At 62.1% G+C, this 24,212-nt stretch carries 21 protein-coding genes; 12 read left to right on the top strand and 9 right to left on the bottom strand.

Annotated elements, in window-relative coordinates; genetic code table 11:
* Positions 1 to 66: 66 nt before the first annotated feature.
* The 4 genes from LG31_RS0117065 to dtd all read left to right on the top strand — a co-directional run bounded on the left by LG31_RS0117065 (position 67) and on the right by dtd (position 4,348).
* The gene (locus LG31_RS0117065; RefSeq protein WP_033115616.1) at positions 67 to 1,293 is read left to right on the top strand and encodes an aromatic amino acid transporter; all 1,227 of its coding nucleotides are present in this window, start codon (positions 67 to 69) and stop codon (positions 1,291 to 1,293) included.
* A 240-nt stretch (positions 1,294 to 1,533) separates the two neighbouring features.
* Positions 1,534 to 2,775: a malic enzyme-like NAD(P)-binding protein gene (locus LG31_RS0117060; RefSeq protein ID WP_033115615.1), complete on the top strand. Its 1,242-nt coding sequence runs from the start codon at positions 1,534 to 1,536 to the stop codon at positions 2,773 to 2,775.
* 176 nt (positions 2,776 to 2,951) lie between these two features.
* Complete coding sequence (locus LG31_RS0117055) at positions 2,952 to 3,824, top strand: virulence factor BrkB family protein (protein ID WP_033115614.1); 873 nt, start codon at positions 2,952 to 2,954, stop codon at positions 3,822 to 3,824.
* Between the two features lie 86 nt (positions 3,825 to 3,910).
* Positions 3,911 to 4,348: a D-aminoacyl-tRNA deacylase gene (dtd, locus tag LG31_RS0117050; protein WP_033115613.1), complete on the top strand. Its 438-nt coding sequence runs from the start codon at positions 3,911 to 3,913 to the stop codon at positions 4,346 to 4,348.
* On the opposite strand, the gene LG31_RS0117045 is transcribed toward dtd, so the two are convergent.
* Entirely contained in the window at positions 4,337 to 5,017 is a 681-nt protein-coding gene (locus LG31_RS0117045) for a spermidine synthase (RefSeq protein WP_033115612.1), read from the bottom strand. The two genes, dtd and LG31_RS0117045, sit on opposite strands and share 12 nt — an antisense overlap.
* A gap of 51 nt (positions 5,018 to 5,068) precedes the next feature.
* On the opposite strand from LG31_RS0117045, the gene LG31_RS0117040 reads away from it, so the two are divergent.
* Positions 5,069 to 5,977 (top strand): bifunctional GNAT family N-acetyltransferase/hotdog fold thioesterase, encoded by a 909-nt coding sequence (locus LG31_RS0117040; RefSeq protein ID WP_033115611.1) that lies wholly within the window; start codon positions 5,069 to 5,071, stop codon positions 5,975 to 5,977.
* 63 nt (positions 5,978 to 6,040) lie between these two features.
* Here the strand turns inward: LG31_RS0117040 and LG31_RS0117035 are convergent, their stop codons facing one another.
* From LG31_RS0117035 to gntU, 4 genes are all read right to left on the bottom strand, one after another.
* The gene (locus tag LG31_RS0117035) at positions 6,041 to 8,116 is read right to left on the bottom strand and encodes an AsmA family protein (RefSeq protein ID WP_033115610.1); all 2,076 of its coding nucleotides are present in this window, start codon (positions 8,114 to 8,116) and stop codon (positions 6,041 to 6,043) included.
* Positions 8,117 to 8,146: 30 nt separating this feature from the next.
* Positions 8,147 to 10,216: an ATP-dependent DNA helicase RecG gene (gene recG / locus LG31_RS0117030; protein WP_033115609.1), complete on the bottom strand. Its 2,070-nt coding sequence runs from the start codon at positions 10,214 to 10,216 to the stop codon at positions 8,147 to 8,149.
* 188 nt (positions 10,217 to 10,404) lie between these two features.
* Positions 10,405 to 11,754 carry a CDP-diacylglycerol--serine O-phosphatidyltransferase gene (pssA, locus tag LG31_RS0117025; protein WP_033115608.1) on the bottom strand — a complete coding sequence of 450 codons (1,350 nt, stop codon included), beginning with the start codon at positions 11,752 to 11,754 and terminating at the stop codon, positions 10,405 to 10,407.
* A gap of 150 nt (positions 11,755 to 11,904) precedes the next feature.
* Positions 11,905 to 13,245 carry a gluconate transporter gene (gene gntU / locus LG31_RS0117020; protein ID WP_019445052.1) on the bottom strand — a complete coding sequence of 447 codons (1,341 nt, stop codon included), beginning with the start codon at positions 13,243 to 13,245 and terminating at the stop codon, positions 11,905 to 11,907.
* Between the two features lie 245 nt (positions 13,246 to 13,490).
* Here gntU and LG31_RS0117015 point away from each other — a divergent pair, with 245 nt between their 5' ends.
* The 3 genes from LG31_RS0117015 to LG31_RS0117005 are packed head-to-tail and all read left to right on the top strand — an operon-like array spanning position 13,491 to position 16,444.
* Complete coding sequence (locus LG31_RS0117015; RefSeq protein ID WP_033115607.1) at positions 13,491 to 14,000, top strand: gluconokinase; 510 nt, start codon at positions 13,491 to 13,493, stop codon at positions 13,998 to 14,000.
* Positions 13,997 to 15,793 (top strand): phosphogluconate dehydratase, encoded by a 1,797-nt coding sequence (gene edd, locus LG31_RS0117010; protein WP_033115606.1) that lies wholly within the window; start codon positions 13,997 to 13,999, stop codon positions 15,791 to 15,793. The genes LG31_RS0117015 and edd overlap by 4 nt, the downstream gene beginning before the upstream one ends.
* A 9-nt stretch (positions 15,794 to 15,802) precedes the next feature.
* Positions 15,803 to 16,444, top strand: a complete 642-nt coding sequence (locus tag LG31_RS0117005) for a bifunctional 4-hydroxy-2-oxoglutarate aldolase/2-dehydro-3-deoxy-phosphogluconate aldolase (protein WP_033115605.1) — start codon at positions 15,803 to 15,805, stop codon at positions 16,442 to 16,444.
* A gap of 143 nt (positions 16,445 to 16,587) precedes the next feature.
* Here the strand turns inward: LG31_RS0117005 and LG31_RS0117000 are convergent, their stop codons facing one another.
* Positions 16,588 to 17,595 (bottom strand): substrate-binding domain-containing protein, encoded by a 1,008-nt coding sequence (locus LG31_RS0117000; RefSeq protein WP_033115604.1) that lies wholly within the window; start codon positions 17,593 to 17,595, stop codon positions 16,588 to 16,590.
* Positions 17,596 to 17,683: 88 nt separating this feature from the next.
* Between LG31_RS0117000 and LG31_RS0116995 the strand changes: the two genes are divergently transcribed.
* Positions 17,684 to 18,334, top strand: a complete 651-nt coding sequence (locus tag LG31_RS0116995) for a Qnr family pentapeptide repeat protein (RefSeq protein ID WP_033115603.1) — start codon at positions 17,684 to 17,686, stop codon at positions 18,332 to 18,334.
* Between the two features lie 118 nt (positions 18,335 to 18,452).
* Here the strand turns inward: LG31_RS0116995 and envC are convergent, their stop codons facing one another.
* Positions 18,453 to 19,781 (bottom strand): murein hydrolase activator EnvC, encoded by a 1,329-nt coding sequence (gene envC / locus LG31_RS0116990; RefSeq protein ID WP_033115602.1) that lies wholly within the window; start codon positions 19,779 to 19,781, stop codon positions 18,453 to 18,455.
* Between the two features lie 9 nt (positions 19,782 to 19,790).
* Positions 19,791 to 21,320 (bottom strand): 2,3-bisphosphoglycerate-independent phosphoglycerate mutase, encoded by a 1,530-nt coding sequence (gpmM, locus tag LG31_RS0116985; RefSeq protein ID WP_033115601.1) that lies wholly within the window; start codon positions 21,318 to 21,320, stop codon positions 19,791 to 19,793.
* A 244-nt stretch (positions 21,321 to 21,564) separates the two neighbouring features.
* Between gpmM and LG31_RS0116980 the strand changes: the two genes are divergently transcribed.
* Genes LG31_RS0116980 through gpsA form a run of 3 tightly spaced genes read left to right on the top strand, consistent with a single transcriptional unit; the run spans position 21,565 to position 23,533 of the window.
* On the top strand, positions 21,565 to 21,996 hold the full coding sequence (locus LG31_RS0116980; RefSeq protein WP_033115600.1) for a rhodanese-like domain-containing protein: 432 nt from the start codon (positions 21,565 to 21,567) through the stop codon (positions 21,994 to 21,996).
* A gap of 59 nt (positions 21,997 to 22,055) precedes the next feature.
* Entirely contained in the window at positions 22,056 to 22,526 is a 471-nt protein-coding gene (gene secB / locus LG31_RS0116975) for a protein-export chaperone SecB (RefSeq protein ID WP_033115599.1), read from the top strand.
* Positions 22,527 to 22,528: 2 nt separating this feature from the next.
* Complete coding sequence (gpsA, locus tag LG31_RS0116970; protein ID WP_033115598.1) at positions 22,529 to 23,533, top strand: NAD(P)H-dependent glycerol-3-phosphate dehydrogenase; 1,005 nt, start codon at positions 22,529 to 22,531, stop codon at positions 23,531 to 23,533.
* 71 nt (positions 23,534 to 23,604) lie between these two features.
* On the opposite strand, the gene nfuA is transcribed toward gpsA, so the two are convergent.
* Positions 23,605 to 24,183, bottom strand: coding sequence for a Fe-S biogenesis protein NfuA (gene nfuA, locus LG31_RS0116965; protein WP_033115597.1), 579 nt, complete (start codon positions 24,181 to 24,183; stop codon positions 23,605 to 23,607).
* Positions 24,184 to 24,212 lie beyond the last annotated feature (29 nt).

Here is a 24,212-nt window from a genome sequence, read left to right as displayed (position 1 = left end):
AAGGCTGGCATCATGCCGCGGTCTTGTTTACCGCGGATAGATAACCAGTCAGAAAAAGAAGGGATTATGAAGAAAAAACCATCAATTTTGGGGGGCGCCTGCATTATCGCCAGCGTCTGCGTGGGGGCTGGCATGCTCGGTCTGCCGAGTTCGGGGGCGGGGGCCTGGACCCTCTGGTCGGTGCTGGCACTGACCGTCACCATGGTGATGATGACCCTCTCCGGCTGGATGCTGCTGGAAGCCTTCCAGCACCACGACATGCGCGTCTCCTTCAATACCGTGACCCGCGAACTGCTGGGGGAGCGGCTCAACTTCTTCAACAATCTCTCGGTCTACTTTGTCGGCGGCATTCTGCTCTACGCCTACATTACCTCCTCCGGCGCCATCCTGCAGGGGATTCTGGGGATCGACAGCAAGCTCGCTTCCGTGCTGTTCGTGGCAGTTTTTTCGCTGGTGGTCTGGCACTCGACCCGCGCCGTTGACCGCATCTCTGTGGTGCTGATCGCCTTCATGATCATCAGCTTCGCCCTCGGCGTGACCGGTCTGCTCGGCCATATCAAGCTGCCGACCCTGCTCGATCTGGCTGGTGGCGAGAGTCACTACGCCCCCTATGCCATGGCGATGCTGCCGGTGGCACTCACCTCGTTTGGCTATCACCACTCGGTCGCTTCCCTGCGCGCCTACTACCAGAACGAGCGGCAGGCAAAGTGGGCCATTCTGGGGGGAACCCTGATCGCGCTGGCGCTTTATGTGCTCTGGCTGCTGGGGATCTTCGGCAACCTGCCTCGTCAGGAGTTCGCCCCCGTGATTGCCCAGGGCGGCGATGTGAACGTGCTGCTGAAGGCGCTCTCCGGCGTCATCGAGTCGGAGCGGGTGGCCAGTGCCATCAACGGCTTCTCCATGGCGGCCATTCTCTCCTCCTTTATCGGGGTGGGGCTCGGGGTGTTCGACTATCTGGCGGATCTGTTCAAGTTCGACAACAGCCGTGCCGGTCGCTGCAAGAGCTGGGCTGTTACCTTCCTGCCACCGCTGCTGCTCTCGCTGCTCTTCCCGTTTGGCTTCCTGCTGGCCATCGGTTATGCCGGCGCGGTAGCCACAGTGTGGACCTGTCTCATTCCGGCGTTGCTGGTGCTGAAGTTCCGCGCCCGGGCTGCCGGCGGTAGCGCAGCCCCGCATTTTGTCACCCCGGGTGGCAAGCTGGTGGCCTGGCTGCTGATCCTGTTCGGATTGGCGACCGCACTGTTCCACTTCCTCGCGATGGCGAACCTGCTGCCGGTCTACTCGGGTCAGTAATCGTCACGCAGGGTCAAATGATGGCGGCAGGGCAACTTACCGCCATTTTTTGCACCTGTAGCGCAGGATCTATAACTAAAGTGGTATCTGTGGCTGGGGGATGGTGCTAAACAAACTGGTCTGATCTGGCTAATGGCAGCATGATCTGCTGGGCATGCCCACCGCTTTCTTTTATGATTCCCGCCCTTCTGCGTGCCCCCTGCCGGCACCTCATTTGCACCAACCACATCGGGGTCCCCCATGTCCGATCTGCGTCAAGAAGCACTCGATTACCACGCCCAGCCCGTACCGGGCAAAATTGCCATCGCCCTGACCAAGCCTGCCGAAACCGCCCGCGATCTGGCGCTGGCCTACAGCCCGGGTGTCGCCGAGCCGGTGCGCGAGATCGCCGCCAACCCGGCCGATGCCTACCGCTATACCGGCAAGGGCAATCTGGTGGCCGTCATCTCCAACGGCACCGCCATTCTGGGGCTGGGCAATCTGGGGCCGCTGGCCTCCAAGCCGGTGATGGAAGGCAAGGCCCTGCTGTTCAAGCGCTTCGCCGGCATCGACGCCATCGACATCGAGGTGAAGCACGAGACCAGCCAGCAGTTCATCGACACGGTCGCCGCCATCGCGGATACCTTCGGCGGCATCAATCTGGAAGATATCAAGGCACCGGAGTGTTTCGAGATCGAGCAGGCGCTGATCGAGCGCTGCGATATTCCGGTGTTCCACGATGACCAGCACGGTACCGCCATCGTCACCGCCGCCGGTCTGCTCAACGCGCTGGAGATCCAGGGCAAGCTCATCAGCGACAGCCGCATCGTTTGCATGGGGGCGGGGGCTGCGGCTACTGCCTGCATGGATCTGCTGATCAAGTGCGGCGCCAGGGCGCACAACATCTTCATGCTGGATCGTCAGGGTGTCATCCATACCGGCCGCAGCGATCTCAACAAGTACAAGCAGCGTTTCGCCAACGAGACCCCGCTGCGCACCCTGATGGATGTCATCGAAGGAGCGGATGTGTTTGTTGGTGTTTCAGGCCCCGATGTGCTGCCCGCCGAAGCGGTCGCTCTGATGGCGCCCAATCCGGTGATCTTCGCCTGCTCCAACCCTGACCCCGAGATCAAACCGGCACTGGCCCACGGGGTACGCAGTGACCTCATCATGGGGACCGGTCGCTCCGATTACCCGAACCAGATCAACAACGTGCTCTGCTTCCCCTTCATCTTCCGCGGCGCCCTCGATGCCCGTGCCAGCCGCATCAACGATGCCATGAAGATTGCCGCGGTCGAGGCGATCCGCGCGCTGGCCAAGGAGCCGGTGCCGGCCGAGGTGCTGACCGCCGCCGGGGTCAGCGATCTCGCCTTCGGCAAGGATTACGTCATTCCCAAGCCGATGGATGCCCGTCTACTGCCGCGGGTTGCCCGCGCCGTAGCGCTGGCGGCGGTGGCCTCCGGCGTTGCCCGCATCGAGCTGCCCGCGGACTACATGCTGTAATCCGGCATTGCAAACGGCCCCATAGCGGGGCCGTTTTTATTTCTGTTTCTGGCGATAGCCAGAGACGCCAGCCGGGTGACAGGTTGGGGCATATGGGGGCAAATCGGGTTCAAAGGTGGCTAAACAGCGCTCTCCTCTGACACAATATTGCCACTATGACGCTAACGAGAATCAAGATGCAGCAGCCAGTCAGCGGCCGTTTGGCCCACGCCCTCTCATTTTTGCGCCATGATGGTCGCCACTTTGCCCAGTTTGTCTGGGGCCGTTTCCAGCAGGACAGATTGACGGTCACCGCCGGTTATCTGGCCTATGTCACCCTGCTTTCGCTGGTGCCGATGATCGCCGTGGTCTTTGGCATGATGTCCGCCTTCCCGGTGTTCCAGAGCCTCAAGCAGGCGATGGAGCAGTTCGTCTACCACAACTTCGTGCCGACTGCCGGGGACATGCTCAAGGAGTACATCGACGGCTTCGTCGCCAACGCCACCAATACCACTGCGGTGGGGATCGGGGCGCTGGTGGTGGTGGCCTTGATGCTGATCTCCGCCATCGACAAGAACCTCAACTACATCTGGCGCTCGACCCAGAGTCGCCCGCTGGCGCAGGCGTTCGCCATGTACTGGATGATCCTGACCCTAGGGCCTGTGCTCATCGGGGCCAGTATCGCCATCTCCTCCTACATCTTCTCGTTGCGGCTGTTTGGCGCCGAGAGCCTGTTCGGTATCGGTTATCTGCTGCTGCGCGGCTTGCCATTCCTCTTCTCGGTGCTCACCTTTCTACTGGTCTATACCGTGGTGCCCAACTGCAAGGTGCGGCTGATCCACGCCTTTATCGGCGCGTTGCTGGCGGCCACCCTGTTTGAACTGGCCAAGCGCGGCTTCGCCATCTACATCACCAACTTCCCCTCCTATCAGGCCATCTATGGCGCGCTGGCCACTATCCCGATCCTGTTTGTCTGGGTCTATCTCAGCTGGCTGGTGGTGTTGTTCGGTGCAGAAGCGACCGCCTGCCTCGGTGAGTACGAGAAACCGACCAGCGAAGAGCTGGGCTGAGCCATCGCCTTGGCCACCGGTTTATTGGTAGCATCGACGACCGCCCCTGTGAGGGGGCGGTCGTTCTGTTTTCAGAGGAGAGGGATGTGATTGCATTGATTCAGCGGGTCAGCGAGGCCAGCGTGACCGTCGAGGGCGAAGTGACCGGTGCCATCGGTCAGGGGCTGCTGGTGCTGCTCGGGGTGGAGCAAGGGGATGACGAGGCCAAGGCCGACAAGCTGCTGCACAAGGTGAGCGGCTACCGGGTCTTCAGTGACGAGAATGGCAAGATGAACCTCAATGTCAGCCAGATCGGCGGCAGTCTGCTGGTGGTCTCCCAGTTTACCCTGGCGGCCGATACCAAGAGCGGGATGCGCCCCAGTTTCTCCTGCGGCGCTCACCCGAGCGAGGCCGAGCGGCTCTATGACTACTTTGTGGCCAAGGCTGCCGCCAGCGGCATCCCGACCGAAACCGGCCGCTTTGCCGCCGACATGAAGGTGGCGCTGGTCAATGACGGCCCGGTCACCTTCTGGCTACAGGTCTGAGGATGCCTGATCCCGCGGTATGACGTGGACGATCACGTTGATGAGCCCCGCGACCGGATAGGGGGTGGCCGGGCCAATCCACTGTTCTATCAGTGTCAGGGCGTGGGTTAGCTCCAGCTCGGTGCGCGGCAGCAGGTTGATGACCAGGGTGCCGTTCAGCCGGGGTGCCAGCGCCCGGTAGAGCCGCTCCTGAAACAGCAGCAGCGGGTTGCCATCCTGACTGAAGAGATCGAGCAGGATGAGGTCGTACTGTTGCCCACTCTGCTCCAGAAAGGCGAGGGCATCGGCCTGATGGAGTGCCGGAGCGGCGCGTTTATCGTTCTCCTGATGTTGGAAAAACTGCTGATAAACGGTCAGTACCTCTTCGTCGAGGTCAACGCACTCGTGGCGGGCCGAGGGCCAGCGCTGACTCAGATGGCGGGTGAGATCGCCGCCACCCAACCCAAGTTCGAGGATTCGGGTGGCCTGCTCCGGCAGCAGGCAGGCGATGACCCGCTGATGGGGCAGACAGAGGGCAGCGGGGTCGGCGAGCGACATGGCGGATTGCACCACGCCGTCTATTTCCAGCCAGCGGTGCTGGTCATTTTCCTGTACGGTGAGGCGGCGCTGGGGTTTGACGCTGAGGTGCAACAAGTGATCGGCTTGGTACGCTTGCAGATTGAAGTCCATGAATTTGCACGGCAAGATGGTTTCCGACCAGTGTAACTCAAGGATCGATCTATGTACCGGGTGGTCACCCCTCAGACAGCCGCCGAGCTGGATGCCTATTACCAGTTGCGCTGGGAACTTCTGCGTAAACCCTTCAATTTGCCCGTCGGTTCCGAGCGGGACGAATACGACACTGTTGCCATTCACCGGCTGATGCTGGCCCCCGATGGTACCCCCATCGCGGTGGGGCGCCTCTTTATCGGCGGCGACGAGGCGCAGATCCGCTTTATGGCGCTGCGTCCCGAATATCGCGGCCAGGGGCTGGGTGCCAAGATGGTGGAGGATCTCGAGCAGCTGGCCCGTAGCGAGAAGGTGAAACGGCTAGTGATGAACGCCCGTCAGGAGGCGGTGGAGTTCTATCGCAAGTGTGGTTTTCTCGAAGTGGGGGGCGGCCCCGTCTCCTTTGGCCGCATTCCCCATCGCCAGATGATCAAATCCCTGAGCCCGTTGCAGACCATCCAGTACCGCCCGGAGTGGTGTCAGGATCTCACCACCCGCTGGTCGCGCGGGGTGCCCATCAGCGAGAAGATGGGGATGCACATCAGCCACTACGATGGTCAGACTTTCCACCTCAAGGCCAATCTGGCGGCCAACCTCAACGTGCATGGCAGCATGTTTGCCGGCAGTGTCTACAGCCAGTGTGTGCTGGCGGGTTGGGGGCTGATCTGGCTGCAACTTAAAGAGGAGGGGCTGGTGGGCGAACCGGTGCTGGCCGAGAGCTCCATCAAATATCATGGCCCGGTCGATGAGGAGCCGGAGGCGCGGGTGGCCCGTGAGGGGATGCCCGCCGTGCTGCAGCCGCTCAAACGGGGCGAGCCTGCCACCTTCAGCCTCAAGATCCAGCTGTTCAGCGGCAGCAAGCTGGCGGCGGAGTTCCTCGGTCACTACGTGGTGCAGCCGGTCAAGCGGCCGGGCCATTAACGGCAGCGCGCTTCGCCACAAAACAAACAAGGCCTCATCATGAGGCCTTGTTTGTTTTTACTCTTATTGGCTGTTGGTAGCCTGCTGGGCTTGGGCTTTTGGCGCAGGAGCCGGTCGCCAGAGCGGCGCGCTGTTGCCCTGCGGCGGGTAGCGCACCCCGGTCTCCCAGCCGCAGCCATCCGGCTTCTGCTTGAAATCCCAGTTCAGAGTGGGCGCGGTGAGCGGGCCGCGCCACTGGCCGATCAGCTCGGCGCAGCGGTTGCCGTTGAGCACTCCCAGATCGAGTTGCCACTGCTCCTTGACCAGATCGATACCGCCCTGCGCACCCAGCAGGTGAGTGATGGTGGAGGCGCCAGCCTGTTCGAGCTGCAGCTGTCCCTTGTCGATCTTGCCCTGCAGCCTGACGCGGTAGAAGGGGGTATCGCCACCCTGCATCGCCTGCCACAGCTGATCTGGATTGAGCGCCGGCGCCGTTGCCTGTTTGAACCACTGATCCAGCAGCGGGTCTATCTTCACCTTGTCCCAGAAGGGTTCGTTGGCATCGAGGGCGAAGCTGCCCTGCAGGGTGCTGCGCCACTCACCCGGTGCGATGCCGTGCTCCGCCTGCAGGTCGGCACTCAGGTCTGCCTTGCCGGAGAAGGAGACGGGAGAGCCGAACATCTTGCCCCACTGCTCCAGATCGATCTTGGTCGCCTTCAATTGCAGGGTGCTGCTCTGGCCCGGTTCGCGAGCCCACTGGCCGCTCATGCTGAGGCTGCCCTCATCCGGCAACGAGCTGTTGAGCTTACCCAGTTGCCAGGAGCTGGGGGTCAGCTCGCCATCCAGTTCACCGTTGCGGGCGCTGAGGCCATCCCACACCAGCTCGAACCACTTGCTCTCGATACGGGCACGGCCAAGCAGCGGGCCGGGCTGATTGCCACGCAGGGCGAGATCGCTCAGGTAGAGCTGCCAGCCGGTCAGCGACAGAGGGATGGAATCGTCGAAGGAGAGCACCTTGAGCCGATCGAAGGCGAGCTTGCGGATATCGATCTGCTGCGGGCGCCAGCCCTGCCAATCCTGCCACCAACCCTGCGGCAGGCTGATATCCATGCCGCTCAGCGCCAGGTCTTTAAGGGTCAGCTTTTGCTGCTGGGTGTCGAGGGATAGCTCGACATTGAACTCCCCTTCATAGGCTTTGCCCTGCAGTTCGCCGTCGAGCTGCTGTGGCGAGAAGGCGAGCTTGCCCTTGATCCCCTCCAGCTGGAACAGGCCGCGCCCCATGTCGCCCAGCGTGCCCGCCAGATAGCCGCTCGGCTGGCTGCCAGCCTGCCAGTTGAAGGCGGTGAGCTGGCCACTGAAGTTGTTGAAGGAGAGCTCCTGCTCGATGGAGTTGATGCTCATCTGGTCGAACTGGCCGCGATCCAGCGATACCTGCCGCAGCGGGAATTGGTGCTGTGCCAGATCCCCCAGCTCGACCCGCATGCCGCGCGCCTTGAGATCGTGCAGTTCGAGGGTACGAGCCGGCCAGTCGAGCACCATGCCGCTCTCCAGCAGGCCGTCAAACAGGTTGGTCACCAGCTTGTCGCTGCGCAGCACTTCCCCCTCCAGCCGCCCTTGCAGGCTGAGACGGGCGAAGGTGAACTGTGGTGTTTCCAGCTGGCCGATGTTGAGGGTCAGGTTGGCCTGTGGCTGGCGTTTCGGATCGATCAGATCCCAATCGCTCAGGGTTGCGTTGAGGCCGCGCAGGGTCAGCCCATCGCTCTCAAGGCTCAGCCGGTCTATGGTGCTGTCACCGATGGAGAGGGAGTGCACCGGCAGGCTGGGCAGCTGGTTGGGCAGCGGCAGCTTGATGGCGGGGCGGATCAGATCGAGATGGGCGATGCGCGCATCGCGGTTCAGCCAGTCGATGCTCTCGATCTCCAGATAGATCTTGTCGAGGGAGACCGCATCGCCGTAGCGCACCTGCTCCGCCAGCAGGGTGTAGGGGTGGAGCGGGTTGAATACCAGCCGCCCTATGGTGACCGGTACGCCAGTCTGCTGGCTGATCCAGCTGGCGATGGGGCCTTTGGCGCGCTCGGCGTCGAACAGACCGAGGGCAACCCAGACAAAGAGCAGCAGGAAGGCAAAGGTGTAGAGCAGGCCGCGTAGCCAGGAATTCATAAGTGCTTTCCTCCTGTTTCTGTTATGTGGTCAGGCGTTGGAGTAGTGATCTCGCAGGCCGAGCCAGCGACGGATCAGTGGTTCGACGTGGCTAGGGTGCCTATCCATAAGGAAGCGCGCCATTTTTTGCACCTGCGGAATAAGCGGCTGATCTCGCACCAGATCGGCGATCTTGAGATCGGCCAGACCGGTCTGGCGGGTGCCGAGCAGTTCCCCCGGGCCGCGTAGTTCCAGATCGCGCTGGGCGATGAGGAAGCCATCGTTGGTTTCACGCAACACCCCGAGCCGGCTCTGGGCCGTTTTGGACAAGGGGGCATGATAGAGCAGCACGCAGTGCGAGGCCACCGCTCCGCGTCCGACCCGACCGCGCAACTGGTGCAGCTGCGCCAGCCCAAGCCGTTCCGGGTTCTCGATGATCATCAGGCTGGCGTTGGGCACATCCACCCCCACCTCGATGACGGTGGTGGCGACCAGCAGTTGCAGTATGCCTGCCTTGAACTCCTCCATCACCCGCTGTTTCTCGACCGGCCGCATCCGGCCGTGTACCAGCCCGATATGCAGCCCCGGCAGCAGGTTCTGCAGCTCGGCGGCGGTATCCTCGGCGGCCTGACACTCCAGCACCTCCGACTCCTCGATCAGGGTGCAGACCCAGTAGGCCTGCTTGCCTTCGGTGCAGGCGAGCTTGACCCGCTCGATCACGTCGCCACGACGGCTGTCGGGCAGCGCCACCGTGGTGATGGGGGTTCGGCCCGGCGGCAGTTCGTCGATGACCGAGGTATCGAGGTCGGCATAGGCGGTCATCGCCAGGGTGCGGGGGATGGGGGTGGCGGTCATGATGAGCTGATGAGGATGTACCCCTTCCCGCTCCCCTTTCTCGCGCAGGGCGAGGCGCTGATGTACCCCGAATCGGTGTTGTTCGTCGATGATGACCAGCGCCAGATGCTGGAACACCACCTGCTCCTGAAAGATGGCGTGAGTACCCACCACCATCTTGACGCTGCCATCAGCGATGGCGGCCAGCGCCTCTTCCCGCGCCTTGCCTTTCTGTTTGCCGGCCAGCCAGCCGACTCCGATGCCGAGCGGCTCCAGCCACTTGGCGAAGTTGATGGCGTGCTGTTCCGCCAGCAGTTCGGTCGGCGCCATCAAGCCCACCTGACAGCCGTTGCCGATAGCCTGCAGGGCGGCCAGCGCCGCGACCAGGGTCTTGCCGGATCCCACATCCCCCTGCACCAGCCGCATCATGGGGTGGCTCTGTTGCAGATCCTTACTTATCTCGGCCACCACCCGGCTCTGGGCACCGGTCGGCTTGAACGGCAGGGCGCCGAGCAGCTGTTCGACCAGCGCAGGCGCCGGTTTGAGGGCGCGGGCCAGCTGGGTTTGTGCCTGAGCGCGCACCTTGAGTACCGAGAGGTTGTGAGCCAGCAGCTCCTCCAGAACCAGTCGCTGCTGGGCCGGATGTTGGCCGCTTTCGAGCAGCGGCAGCGCCACCGAGGGGGGCGGACGGTGCAGCAATTTCAGGGCGGCGGCCAGTTCAATCTGGTGGGGATAGAGGCCGGCGGGCAGCAGCTCCTCAACGCCATAGAGGTCGAGCTGGGCCAGCGCCTGATCGGTGAGGTTGCGCAGGGTGAGCTGGCGCAGTCCCTCGGTAGTCGGGTAGACGGGGGTGAGCGCCTCCTCGGTCTGACCGGCCTGCTCCTCGCCGAGCAGCTTGTACTCGGGGTGGGCCATCTCCAGCCCGTATTTGCCGGGGCGCACCTCGCCAAAGCAGCGGATCAGGCGGCCTGTCGCCAGACTGTTCTTCTGGGCGGCGGTGAAGTTGAAGAAGCGCAGGGTGAGGGTGCCGGTGCCGTCGCTGATACGGCAGACCAGCATGCGACGACGCCCCATCACCAGCTGAGTGTCCTGGATCTCCCCCTCGACGGCGCCGTGCAGGCCGGGCGGCAGATCGCCGATGGGCCACACCTGGGTGCGGTCCTCGTAGCGCAGGGGGAGGTGGAACAGCAGGTCCTGTACCGTGGCCAGTCCCAGCCGCTCGAGCTTCTCCTGCATCTTGCTGCCGACACCCTTGAGGCTATCGAGAGGAATTTTATCCAATTTCATCAATTAGATGCCCGAAAACACTGTAAATATGTCCAGATGATAGGGGTTGTTGAGGGGCCGATGCAAGCCGAGTTGCTGCTGGCAGGGCAGCCAAAGCGTGGGAAACGGAGGATATAACAAAGGCCTGCCGAAAACGGGAGGCCTTGGTCTGATTGTCGTTGGGCAGGGGGGCGCGGTGCGCCACGGGGTCAGATGATCCGCTTGAGTAGCAGATGGGCCTTGACCCGGTGGATCCGTCCCAGCAGCTTGCGCACCTGCTCCGGGTAGTCGTGGATCTGCTCTACCTGATCGAAGTGGCTGATGCGCTTGGTGTTGGCCAGAATGTTCTCCCGCTCGGCATTGAACTGGGGACGCAGGTGGTGGCGACGATCATGCACCAGCAGGCCGTTCTCCAGATCCAGCGCCCAGGCGCGCGGGTTGAGGTTGTTGCCGGTGAGCAGGGCCCACTCGTCATCCACGAAGATCCCCTTGAGATGGTAGGAGTTGCGCTCGCAGCACCAGAGCATCAGGTTGAGGCGACCATCATCGATGTGATGCTGGTTGCGCTCGGCAAACTTGCGCAGGTTGGTCTCGTAGAGATAGGGCAGGCCGCCGATGGTGGAGAACTTCTCCTCCGGCGGGATGAAGAAGTCGTTGGCGGTCTTGTCGCCCACCACGATCGTTACCTTGCAGCCACGCTGCAGCAGATCCTCGATATCCTTGCTCAACTCCTTGGGGGGGTTGAAATAAGGGGTACAGATGAAGATCTCCCGCTCGGTGGAGCGCACCAGATTGCGGATCATCTGGTTGAGCTGGTTGTTGCGCTTGCCCAGACCCGCCATCGGGGTGATGGCCACCTCCTGGGTGTTGACCGGCATGGTGGCGAAGCGGTACTGCCCCTGACGCAGGCTCAGCTTGAAGCGGCGGATCGGCCCCTTCAGCTGTTTGGCGCTGGGCACGTCGCTGCGATCCAGCCGCTGCACGGCATCGCTCTTCACGAACAGGTCATCCACGTAGTTGACCATGCTGCGGGCCAGCTCCGGGCTGGTGATCTGGTGATAGCGGTCGAAGCGGTAGCGCTCCTGCTGGTGCAGGTAGATATCGTTGAGGCTGGCACCGGAGTAGAGTACCACATCGTCAAAGATGAAGCCCTTGAGGTGCAACACGCCGAGCAGCTCGCGCCCCTTCACCGGCACGCCGTAGATTTCGATCTTGTGCTCGTAGCGGGCGGCCATCTCCTGATACATCAGGTGGTTGCCGCCTTGCTTGCCCTTGCCGATCAGGCCGCGCTGGGCACGGTGGAAGTCGACGAACAGCTTGACGTCGAGAGCCGGATTGCGCTGCTTGGCCTCGTAGAGGGCGGTGAGGATCTCGCGACCCGCGTCATCATCCTGCAGATAGAGCGCGACCAGATAGATGCGTTGGGTAGCACTGGCGATGAGTGCAAGAATGCGGCGCTTGAAATCTTTGGCGCTGTAGAGCACTTCAAACTGGTCTGCCGCGACGGCGATCTGGGGCAGGCGTGTCAGCAGTTGTCGATAATGGGCCGATGAATGCATAGAGAGACCTGAAATCACGGGGTTAAGCGTTCCACTCGGAGCGATGAATAGGCGATTCTAGCAATCTCGCCCTCTCAGCCAAAGAAAGAATCGTCAGAAAGATGAAAAAGGCCTCACAAGTGAGGCCTTTTTTGTGCACGTTGGCAGTGATCAGAGGAAGCTGTAAATGATCATCGCCATCACGCCGCCGGTGGTGCCGATGATGGTCTCCATCACGGTCCAGGTCTGCAGGGTCTGCTTCTCGGAGAGGCCGAGGTAGCGGTTGGCCAGCCAGAAACCGGAGTCGTTGACGTGGGAGAGCACGATGGCACCGCCGCCGATGGCAATGGTGACGGCAGCCAGCTGGGCACCGTTCAGGCCGAGCGGCTCCAGCATCGGCAGTACCAGACCACAGGCGGTCAGCATGGCGACGGTGGCTGAACCCTGAATCACCCGTACCGCGGCGGCCAGAATGAAGGCCAGCGCGACGATGGGCAGACCGGAGTCGGCCAGCATGTTGCCAAGGGCGGCACCCACGCCGGAATCAACCAGAACCTGCTTGAATACGCCACCGGCACCGGTAACCAGAATGATGACGCCCGCCGGCTGGATGGCGCTGTTGCAGACGCTCATCACCTCGTCACGGGACATGCCGCGGCGAATACCCAGCAGATAGAAGGCGGCCAGACAGGCGACCATGATGGCGGTGAAGGGGTGGCCGATGAACTCCAGCCAGTTGTGCAGGGTAGAGCCCGCCTCGACGAAGCGGCCGACGATGGTCTTGAGGCCGATCATCAGCAGCGGCAGGCCGATCAGACCCATCGCCAGCCCGAAGGAGGGCAGGGATTTGCTGTCATCGTGAACGCTGTTCTGGGCATCGGCAGGCAGCGGCACATCGACGATCTTGCTGATGAAGTCACCGAACAGCGGGCCAGCCAGGATCAGTGCCGGTACGGCGGCGATCAGACCGAACAGGATCATGTAGCCGAAGTCGGCACCCAGCTGGGAAGCCACGAGGATCGGGCCCGGAGCCGGAATAAGGAAGGCCTGACAGGTGGCGATACCGGCCAGCAGGGCGATACCGATCTTCACCACACTGCCGCCGCCGCGACGGACGATGGCGAAGGCGACACCGATCAGCAGCACCACGGCCACATCGAAGAAGAGCGGCAGGGCGCAGACAAAGCCGGTCAGGGCCATGGCCCAGTTGGCGCGCTTGACGCCGAACTTGCCGAGCAGGGTGTGAGCCACCCGGTCGAGGGCACCGGTCACTTCCATCACCTTGCCAAACATGGCACCCAGCGCCACCACCACGGCAACGAAGCCGAGGGTGCCGCCCATCCCTTTCTGGATGGTGGCGGCGATGTCGGCCGGGTTCATGCCGGCGGCAAGACCGGCCACCATGGAGACCAGAATGAGGGAGACGACGGCGTGCAGACGAGCCTTCATCACCAGGAAGAGCAGCAGCACGATCGAGCCGGCGGCCGTCATGATCAGGGAGAGGTCAGACATTGTTATGCGTTCCTTAATCCAAGTTCGGTAGTGACACCCTGTCGATCCGTCGACAAACCATATCTTTATGATTTATTTAGATTTATGGCAAGGGCTCAACATCATATGCCCAGGTGACTATGGGTTTGCTCAGTCTGTGGCAGACTTCACATTTTTAATCGTTACCGGTAACATGTTACCGGTAACGTGCTAGATTAGAACCCATCAACAGCTGGTTTTTTGAAAAGTGGGACAGAGGTCAAATTATGGCGGGTAAGTGCATTATCGTGATGGGTGTATGTGGCAGCGGTAAATCCAGCGTGGGCCTCAAAGTGGCAGAAGCGTTGGGCGCCAAGTTCATCGATGGTGATGATCTCCACCCCAAGGCCAACATCCAGAAGATGGCTGGCGGCAACCCCCTCAACGATGAGGATCGCGCCCCCTGGCTGGAGCGGATCCGCGACGCCGCCTACAGTCTCGAGCAGAAGAACGAGACCGGCATCATTGTCTGTTCCGCCCTCAAAAAGCAGTACCGCGACCAGATCCGCGAAGGCAACGAGTCGGTCAGCTTCATCTTCCTCGATGGCAGCCAGCCGCTGATCCTCGAGCGGATGCGTGCCCGCAAGGGCCACTTCATGCGCGAAAGCATGGTACAAAGTCAGTTCGATACTCTGGAGCGCCCGGATGGCGAAGCCGGTGTATTCCACATCGATATCGACGGCACCTTCGAACAGGTGGTTGACCGCGCCGTCACAGCATTGGAGCAAGCCCAATGATTCATAAGGTAATTTCCGACGTCACTGCCCGCATCCGCGAGCGCAGTGCCGCCCGTCGTCAGGCCTTTATGGCCCGCATCCAGCGTCAGGCCGAGCAGGGCAAAACCCGTGCCGCACTGGCCTGTGGCAACCTGGCCCACGCCGTGGCCGCCTGCAGCAGTGACGAGAAGGGGCGCATCCTCGACATGACCCGTGCCAACGTCGGCATCGTCACCGCCTACAACGACATGCTGAGCGCCCATCAGCCCTATCAGGGTTATCCGGACATCATCAAGGGTGCCTTGGCCGAGCTGGGCCACAGCGCTCAGGTTGCTGGCGGCGTGCCCGCCATGTGCGACGGCGTGACCCAGGGGCAGCCGGGGATGGACATGTCCCTTTTCTCCCGCGACCTGATCGCCCAAGCGACTGCGCTGTCGCTCTCTCACAACACCTTTGACGCTACCCTGCTGCTCGGTATCTGCGACAAGATCGCTCCGGGCCAGATCATGGGGGCCCTCTCCCACGCCCATCTGCCGACGGCATTTGTTCCTGCCGGCCCGATGGCGAGCGGTATCAGCAACGACGAGAAGGTGAAGGTTCGCCAGCAGTACGCCGCCGGTGAAGTGGGCCGCGACACCCTGCTGGAGATGGAGTGCGGCGCCTACCATGCGGCGGGCACCTGCACCTTCTACGGCACCGCCAACACTAACCAGCTGGTGTTCGAGGCCATGGGCCTGATGCTGCCGGGCTCTGCCTTCGTCCACCCGCACAGCGAGCTGCGCCATGCCCTGACCATTGAGGCGGCCCGCCGCATCAGCGCCATGATCCCGGGCTCCCCCGCCTATCGCCCGCTGAGCGAGGTGCTGGATGAGCGCTCGCTGGTCAACGGTCTGGTGGCCCTGCTCGCCTCCGGCGGCAGCACCAACCACAGCATCCACATGGTGGCGCTGGCCCGCGCGGCCGGTCTGGTACTGACCTGGGATGACATCAGCGATCTCTCCGACGTGGTGCCGCTCTTGGTTCGCATGTACCCGAACGGCCCGGCCGATGTGAACGCCTTCGAACAGGCGGGGGGCGTACCCGGCCTGATGCGCCGTCTGGCGCAAGAGGGGCTGATCCACATGGATGCCACCCCGGTCTTTGGCGAGATGCAGGATTACCTCAGCCGTCCGGCACTGGTCGATGGCCAGCTGGTATGGCAGCCGGTGGGTGAGAGCGGCGATGCGAGCGTGTTGTCGCCTTCCGGCAGCGTATTCCAGGCCACCGGCGGCACCAAGCTGCTGGCAGGCAATCTGGGCCGCGCCGTGGTCAAGGTCTCCGCCGTGGCTCCCGAGTATCGGGTGATTGAAGCACCGGCGCGGGTCTTCTCCTCCCAACATGCGGTGGAAGCGGCCTACAAGGCGGGCGATCTCAATCAGGACGCCGTGATCGTGGTGCGCCACAATGGCCCGGCCGCCAACGGCATGCCGGAGCTGCACAAGCTGATGCCGGTGCTCGGCAACTTGCAGAAGGCGGGTTACAAGGTGGCGCTGGTCACCGATGGCCGTCTCTCCGGCGCCTCCGGCAAGATCCCGGCCGCTATCCACGTCACCCCGGAAGCGCTGCACGGCGGGGCCATCGGCCTGCTTGCCGACGGCGACCTGCTGCGGGTTGACGCGGTAAACGGTAGCCTCGACTGCCTGACCGATTTGAGTGGCCGTACCCAGGCCGAGATTGACCTCACTCCGGAACAAGAGGGGTGGGGCCGTGAACTGTTCAGCGTGATGCGTCGCGCGGTATCGAGCGCCGAGTGCGGCGCCACCATCTTTGACTAAGGAAGAGCTATGCAGAACTGGAAAGTGACCCCGGCCGAGGTGTTTGCCGCCTCCCCGCTGGTACCCGTGATGGTTATCAACGAGCTGGATCAGGCCCTGCCGATGGCCAAGGCGCTGCTCGATGGCGGCATCTCTGTCTTCGAAATCACCCTGCGCACTCCGGTGGCGCTCGATGCCATCGCCCTCATCGCCAAGGCGATGCCGGATGCCATGGTCGGTGCCGGTACCGTGCTCAACTGCGCGCAGTTTGACGCCGCCGTTGCAGCTGGTGCCCGCTTCGTCATCTCCCCGGGGATGACGCCGGCCCTGCTGGCCCACGCGGCCAAGAGCACTGCGCCGCTGATCCCGGGTGTGGCTACCCCGTCTGAAGTGATGCAGGCGCTGGAAGCGGGCTACGACCATCTGAAGTTCTTCCCGGCCGAAGCGAACGGCGGCACCAAGGCGCTCTCCGCCATTGCCGCGCCGCTGCCCCAGGTGAAGTTCTGCCCGACCGGCGGTATCGGCCCAAAAAACGTGGCTGACTATCTGGCGCTCAAGTGCGTGGCCACCGTCGGCGGCTCCTGGATGCTGCCAGCCGATGCGGTCAAGAGCGGCAACTGGGAAGAGGTGACTCGCCTCTCCCGCGAAGCGGTTGAATTGGTTAAACGCTAAGCGCAAGTTGTGTAGATAAATCGAACAGGCCACCCTCGGGTGGCCTGTTTGTTTTTTCGTTTCTCCCTCGGTGGGGTCAAATATGCTCGCGCGGCCGATTACGCTTCGCTAATCGACCCTACCCGATCTGTTGTTGTGGGTGATCAGCCGAGGCTTTCCCCCTCATAGAGGGTGAAGCCCATATCCTTGCGGCTCTCGGCTGGCGGTTTGCCGCCGAGGCGGGCGAGCAGCATGGTGGCGGCTTCGCGGCCGATCTCTTCGCGGGGAGTGACGATACTGGCCAGCTTGGGAGTCATGGCGTGGCCAATGTCGAGGGCGTTGCTGCCGGCGATGGCAATCTGCTGCGGCACCGGGATCCAGCGGCTCTGACACTGCAGCAGGGCGCCGACGGCCAGGTCATCGTTGGTGCAAAAGATGCCGTCGAGGTCGGGGTAGCGCGCCAGCGCCTGATCAAGCAGCTCGCCGCCGAGGGTAAAGGTGGAGGATTGTTCGGTCAGCAGGTGCTGGCCGGTGAGGCCGAAGTCCTGCATCGCCTGATAGTAGCCCTCCATCCGCAGCTGGGTCCGCACGTCGAGACGGGCGCCGAGATAGACCACCTGACGTCGGCCCCGGCGCAGCATCTCTGATACCATGGCCCGGGCGGCCGCCTTGTGATCCATGCCGACCACCATGTCGATGGGGTCGGGGGGGAGATCCATGGTCTCCACCACCGGAATGCCGGCAGTGGCGATCATCTTGCGGGTGCGCTCGGTGTGGCGGCTGTCGGAGAGGATCAGGCCATCCACGTTGTAGGAGAGCAGCGAGGCGATCTGCTCCTCCTCCCTCTCCGGGCTATAGCCGTAGTGGGCGAGCAGGGTCTGGTAGCCGGCCGGTCGGGTCACCGCTTCGATGCCGTGGATCACCGCCGAGAAGACCTGGTTGGAGAGAGAGGGGATCAGGATGCCGATCGCCCTGCTGGTCGCGTTGGAGAGAATGTCCGGCGCCCGGTTGGGGATATAGCCCAGCTCCTCCACCGCTGCGGCGATCCGCTCGCGGGTGCCCTCGGCCACGGTCTGCGGATCGCGCAGATAGCGGCTGACGGTCATCTTGGTGACCCCGGTCAGGTCGGCGATATCCTGCAGGGTGGGGCGGCGCTTGCGAGTGGGGCTCATGACGGTATCCAAGATGAATGTTACTTGTAACATTACCGTTTTTGGCGGCGAAAGTCAGCATATGAAACCGTAAAGAGGCAGATTTCCGATGGTAAAAGGCAAGCAGTTCGCACAGGAGCGTTTCACACAGGATGAGGTGGAGGGGGAGCACTTCTCGGAGTGCCGTTTTATCGGCTGTGACTTCTCCTGGCTCGATCTTGGCGAGAGCCGCTTCGTCGATTGCAGCTTCTACGATCGGGAGAGCGAGCAGAGCTGTCTGATGCAGGGCTGCGATCTGCGTGAGGCGAGCTTTCTGCGCTGCGATCTCACCATGGTCGATTGCAGTCGCAGCCAGTGTCTGGGGCTGGAGCTGCGCGACTGTCAGGCGGTAGGCATCAACTTTGCCCATGCCAGCTTTGCCAACCGGATCACCGCCAAAAGCTACTTCTGCGAGGCGCACCTGACCGGCAACAACTTCAGCTATGCCAGCTTCGAAGGCTGCCTGCTGGAGAAGTGTGAGCTCAGTGGCAACCGCTGGCAGGGGGCCAACCTGTTCGGCGCCTCGCTGGCGGGGTCTGACCTCAGTGGTTCCGAGTTTGGCCAGATCGACTGGAGCAGCTTCAGCCTGCAGGGTTGCGACCTGCGCCAGTGCGATCTGCCGGGGCTGGATCTGCGCCGGATCGATCTGCAGGGGGTGATGATTAACGAGGATCAGCAGCAGACACTGCTGGAGCAGGTCGGTTTGATCGTCTTCCCCTGAGCTGACTGAAAAATATGTAATTTTTCACCAAAGAGGGGAGGAGCCTCTTCCCCTTGAATGACAAAAGCCTGCGCGGAGCAGGCTTTTGTCTGATTCTGATGTGGGCTGGTGCGCGACGTTACGAGCGCTTGCCCAGCCACTTGGTCGGGTTGATCGCCTCGCCCTGATAGCGGATCTCGAAGTAGAGACCGGGCCTGTCCTGTCTGCCGCTGTCGCCGACCAGCGCCACCGGTTCGCCCTGTTCCACATTTTGCCCCACCTGACGCAGCAGCGACTGGTTGTGACCGTAGAGGCTCATGTAGCCGCTGCCGTGGTCGATCACCAGCAGCATACCGAAGCCGTCGAGCCAGTCGGCGTAAACCACCTGGCCCGGGGCGACCGCCTTGACCTGGGTTCCTTCGCTGGCGCCGATCAGGGTGCCTTTCCACTTCAGTTCGGCGGTGCGCGGCGAGCCGTAGGCGATGAGGATCGGCCCCTGTACCGGCCAGCGCAGGCTGCCGTTGGTTTTGAGCCCGGTGTAGTGGCCGGCGCTGCTGATGCCGGAACCGCGCTCCGGCTTGGTGCTGGCGACCTCCTGCTGGCTCGCCTGATCCTGACGCTGCTGCTCGGCACGGCGCTGTTCTGCCAGACGGCGCTGACGCTCCTGCTCCGCCTTCAGCTTGGCCAGCCGCTCCCGCTCGGCCCGTTCGCGGCGCTCCTGCTCTTCCCGTTTGCGACGCAGCTCTTCCAGTCGGGCCTTCAGTGCTTTCTCCGCCTTGACCAGCTGGGTCAGCTTCTGTTCGTCATCCTCGACCGACTGTTGCAGCTGGTTGCGCACCTTGGCCCGGCTCTGCTGGCTGGCCAGCAGGGTCTGGTGGTGCTCCTGCTGTTCACTCAGCAGGGCCTGCAGCTTGCTTTCGGTCTCTTTGGTGGCTTGCTGGTTTTTCGCCAGCTTGTCGCGGGTGGCACGCAGCGCCTCGATGGCTTCGATGCGCGCCTTGTTGAGGTAGTCGTAGTAGTCGAGGGAGCGGCTTAGTTTGGCCGGATCCTGCTGATTGAGCAGCAGTTTGAGGTAATCGTGACTGCCGGCGGTGAAGGCGCTCTCCGCCTGCTTGGCCAGCAGTTGCTTCTGATGTTTGGCTTGTTGCTCCAGCGCCAGCTTGTCTTTTTGCAGATTGGCCAGCTTCTGCTGGTTCTGCTTGAGTTGCTGTCTGGTTTCATCGAGCTTGGCGGCAGCGGCCGAGATGGCCTGCTCGTCAGCTTTGAGCTGGGCGTTGAGCTTGGCCAGCTCCTGCTTGCTGAGCTTGATGGTCTGCTGTTGTTCCTTGATCTGGGACTGCATGGCGCCCAGCTGCTGATTGGCGGCCAAAACCGGTTTGCTGGCGCCAAACGACAGGCAAAAAAACAGCGCGCCGGCCAACAGGCCGACGCGACTGGTTTTTGGTGAAATAACTTCGCATCCCCGCATGGGGAAGGATTATTTCAGAATCATCAGGGGCTTGCCAGTCATTTCCGGCGGCACCGGCAGACCCATCAGGGTCAGCATGGTGGGGGCCAGATCGGACAGTTTGCCACCCTCGGCAACCTCGGCTTTACGACCGAAGTAGATGAGCGGAACCGGCAGATTGGTGTGGGCGGTGTGAGCCTGACCAGTCTCTTCGTCCATCATCTTCTCGGCGTTGCCGTGGTCGGCAGTGATCAGGCACTCGCCACCCACTTCGGCCAGGGCGTCGGTGACGCGACCGATGCAGTGGTCAACGGCTTCACAGGCTTTGACTGCGGCATCGAACACACCGGTGTGACCAACCATGTCGCCATTCGGGTAGTTACAGATGATGACGTCGTACTTGCCGCTCTTGATGGCTGCAACCAGCTTGTCGGTCAGCTCTTCGGAGCTCATCTCCGGCTGCAGGTCATAGGTAGCCACTTTCGGGCTGGCGACGATTTCGCGATCTTCGCCAGTGAAGCAGGCCTCTTCGCCACCGTTGAAGAAGAAGGTGACGTGAGCGTACTTCTCGGTTTCGGAGATGCGCAGCTGGGTCTTGCCCTGCTTGGCCAGCCACTCACCCAGGGTGTTGACCAGAGCGGTCGGCGGGTAGGCACAGGCGGTTTTGATGTCGGCCGCGTATTCGGTCAGCATCACGAAGTTCAGCTTCGGCTGGGCAGCACGGACGAAACCGGTGAAGTCGGTGTCAACGAAGGCACGGGTGATTTCACGGGCACGGTCGGCACGGAAGTTCATGAAAATCAGCGCATCGCCGTCAACCATCGGAGCAGCTTCACTGATGCGGGTTGCCTTGACGAACTCGTCGTTCTCGTCGCGAGCATAGGCGGCAGCCAGCGCTTCGGTGGCGCTTTCGGCGGTGAACTCGCCCTTGCCCTGGGTCATCAGGTCATAGGCTTGCTGCACGCGATCCCAGCGGTTGTCGCGGTCCATGGCGTAGTAACGGCCGATCATGGAGGCGAAACGGCCCTTGCCCAGCTTGGCAAACAGAGCGTCGAACAGCTCGATGGAGGACTGGGCGGAGCGCGGCGGTACGTCGCGGCCATCCAGGAAGGCGTGGAAGTAGATCTTCTCGGCGCCACGCTTGGCGGCCATCTCGATCATGCCCATGATGTGCTCTTCGTGACTGTGTACGCCACCCGGAGACATCAGACCCATGATGTGAACGGCTTTGCCGTTGCTCACGGCAGTGTCAACAGCCTTGGCAATCTCCACGTTCTCGAAGAAGGGGCCGTCCTGAATGTCTTTGGAGATGCGGGTCAGCTCCTGATAGACGATGCGACCGGCACCGATGTTGACGTGGCCCACTTCGGAGTTGCCCATCTGGCCATCCGGCAGACCGACGTCCAGGCCGGAGCCGGAGATCAGGGTGCTGGTGTAATCATGGGCCAGACGATCGAGGTTGGGAGTCTTGGCGGCAGCGACGGCGTTGAACTCCTGCTTGGTGCTGTAGCCCCAACCGTCCATGATGACCAGAACCAAAGGTTTCTTAGCTGTTGACATAAGACTATGTCCTCTCGGATTGGAAAAAACGCGGGAAATGAAACTAGCGTAATATTACTACATCTGCCGAAATAGTCACCTGATAGCCAAGGGCGACCCCCTCGGCTCCGCACAGCGCCGTTTCAGGGGCGCAACATACCGAATCGTGATGGGAGCCTGCTCGCGCTTTCCCGCCAAGATGGCTGATCTTGGCTATTCCCCCATGTATACTCGGGCCCTTGTCTTGATCCCTGGATAGTAGAAGATGCAAGAGTATTTGGATTTCGCGGCTCGCAACCCGCTGCTGACTGCAGCCTGGTTCGGCCTGGCAGGCACCTTGGTTTACACCACCGTGCGTGCCCGTTTTTCTCCGGTAAAAACCGTCAACAACCACACCGCGACCCTGCTGATCAACCGTGAAAACGCCACCGTGGTGGATATTCGCAGTCAGGAAGAGTACGCCAAGGGCCATCTGGCAGGTGCCCAGCACCTGCCCCTCACCCAGATCCAGAGCAACAACCTGGGCCCGGTTGAAAAGCATAAAGATGCCCCCATCATAGTGGTGTGCGAGTCGGGAATGACTGCGGGCGGCGCAGGTCGTCAACTGAGCAAGGCCGGATTCCAGCAGGTATATGTGCTCGGCGGTGGCATGGCCCAGTGGCGTGCAGAAAATCTGCCGGTCACCAAGAAGCGCTGATTAACGCTGATTCAAGCAGGGCCTGTGCCCACTTATCCATATAAAAGGAAGCAAACGAAATGGCTGACGAGATCAACAACCAGGAAGTACAACCGGAATTCCACATCCAGCGTGTCTACACCAAGGATGTCTCTTTCGAAGCGCCCAACACCCCGCACATCTTCCAGAAAGAGTGGCAGCCGGACGTCAAGCTGGACATGGACACCAAGACCAACATCCTGGCTGACAGCGTCTACGAAGTGGTGCTGACCCTGACCGTCACCTGCAAGCTGGAAACCGAAACTGCCTTCCTGTGCGAAGTTCAGCAAGCCGGTATCTTCACCATCGGCAACCTGCCTGAGCCGCAACTGGCCCACTGCCTGGCTGCCTTCTGCCCGAACATCCTGTTCCCGTATGCCCGCGAAGCTGTGGCCAACATGGTGAGCAAGGGTTCCTTCCCGCAGCTGAACCTGGCACCGGTCAACTTCGATGCCCTGTTTGCCCAGCACATGGCGCAAGCTCAGGCCCAGCAGGCGACTGCGGAAGCCTGATAATGGCTGACCAGATCGCTATCTCGGTCCTGGGGGCGGGGTCTTACGGCTCCGCCCTTGCCATTTCTCTGGCGCGCAACGGTCATCCGACCCTGCTGTGGGGTCACGACCCTGCCCATGTCGCCGAGCTGGAACAGGATCGCTGCAACAAGGCATTTTTGCCGGATGTCCCTTTCCCCGCCGACCTGCAACTGACTGCGGATCTGCAACGGGCGGTACAGGCTGCCCCCGTACTGCTGCTGGTTGTGCCGAGCCACGTATTCGGCCAGGTGCTGACTCAGGTCAAACCCTTCCTGCGCCCCGATACCCGTATCGCCTGGGCCACCAAGGGGCTGGAGCCTGACAGCGGCCGCCTGCTGCAGGATGTGGCCCGCGAGGTGCTGGGTGACGAGATGCCGCTGGCGGTCATCTCCGGCCCGACCTTCGCCAGGGAGCTGGCTGCAGGCATGCCGACCGCCATCTCGGTCGCCTCGACTCACGATGATTTCGCCGACGATCTCTCCCATCTGTTGCACTGTGGCCGCTCGTTCCGGGTCTATACCAATCCGGACTTTGTCGGTCTGCAACTGGGGGGTGCGGTGAAGAACGTCATCGCCATCGGTGCCGGTCTCTCCGACGGGCTGGGTTTTGGCGCCAATGCCAGAACCGCGCTCATCACCCGGGGTCTGGTGGAGATGCAGCGTTTGGGCGCTGCGCTCGGAGCCGATGCCAAAACCTTTATGGGGATGGCTGGACTCGGGGATCTGGTGCTCACCTGTACCGACAACCAGTCGCGCAACCGTCGCTTCGGCTTAGCGCTCGGCGCCGGTAAAGATGTCGATACCGCCATGACCGAGATCGGTCAGGTGGTTGAAGGGTATCGCAACACCAAGGAGGTGCATCTGCTGGCGGCGCGCTGCGGCGTCGAGATGCCCATCTGCGAACAGATCTTCAAGGTGCTCTACGAGGGGAAAAACCCGAAAGAGGCCGCCATCGCCCTGCTGTCGCGAGACAAGAAGGACGAGTAATCTGCCGATTGCCCATGCAAAAGGCCCCGCCGGATGGCGGGGCCTTTTCTTTGCGCCGCAAGGGCAACAAATCAGTAGTAGGAGTGGTCGCCGCGCTGGTGCTCGGTGGCGTCTTTGACACCCTTGAGCTCGCCCGGGAATTTCTCCAGCAACTGCTTCTCGATCCCCTCTTTCAGGGTGTAATCGACCATGGAGCAGCCGTTGCAACCGCCGCCAAACTGCAGGATGGCGTAGCCATCTTCGGTCAGCTCGGTCAGGGTCACCTTGCCGCCGTGACCGGCCAGCATGGGGTTTACCTCGGAGATGAGGGTGTACTCGATGCGCTCGATCAGCGGAGCATCGTCGGCAACCTTGCGCATCTTGGCGTTTGGCGCCTTCAGGGTGAGCTGGGAGCCCATCTGATCGGTGACAAAGTCGATGGTGGCATCCACCAGGAAGGGGGCGCTCAGGGGATCGACCATGCAGTCGAAACCGCTGAAAGGCAGGTGCTGATCTTCCGGATCCACGGCATCGGGTGGGCAATACGATACGCCACACTCGGCATTCTGGGTTCCCGGATTGACCACAAACACCCGGATATTGGTGCCATCAGGCTGTTTTTCCAGCAGTTTACGGAAATGGGCCTGGGCGGCGTCGGAAATGCTGATCATCACTATCCTCATAAACCTGAGTGTACGAC

Source organism: Aeromonas lacus (assembly GCF_000764665.1).
In the GTDB taxonomy this organism is placed as follows: Bacteria; Pseudomonadota; Gammaproteobacteria; order Enterobacterales; family Aeromonadaceae; genus Aeromonas; species Aeromonas lacus.
Note: the sequence above shows the minus strand (reverse complement) of the source record. Positions and strands in the feature narration are given on the sequence as shown.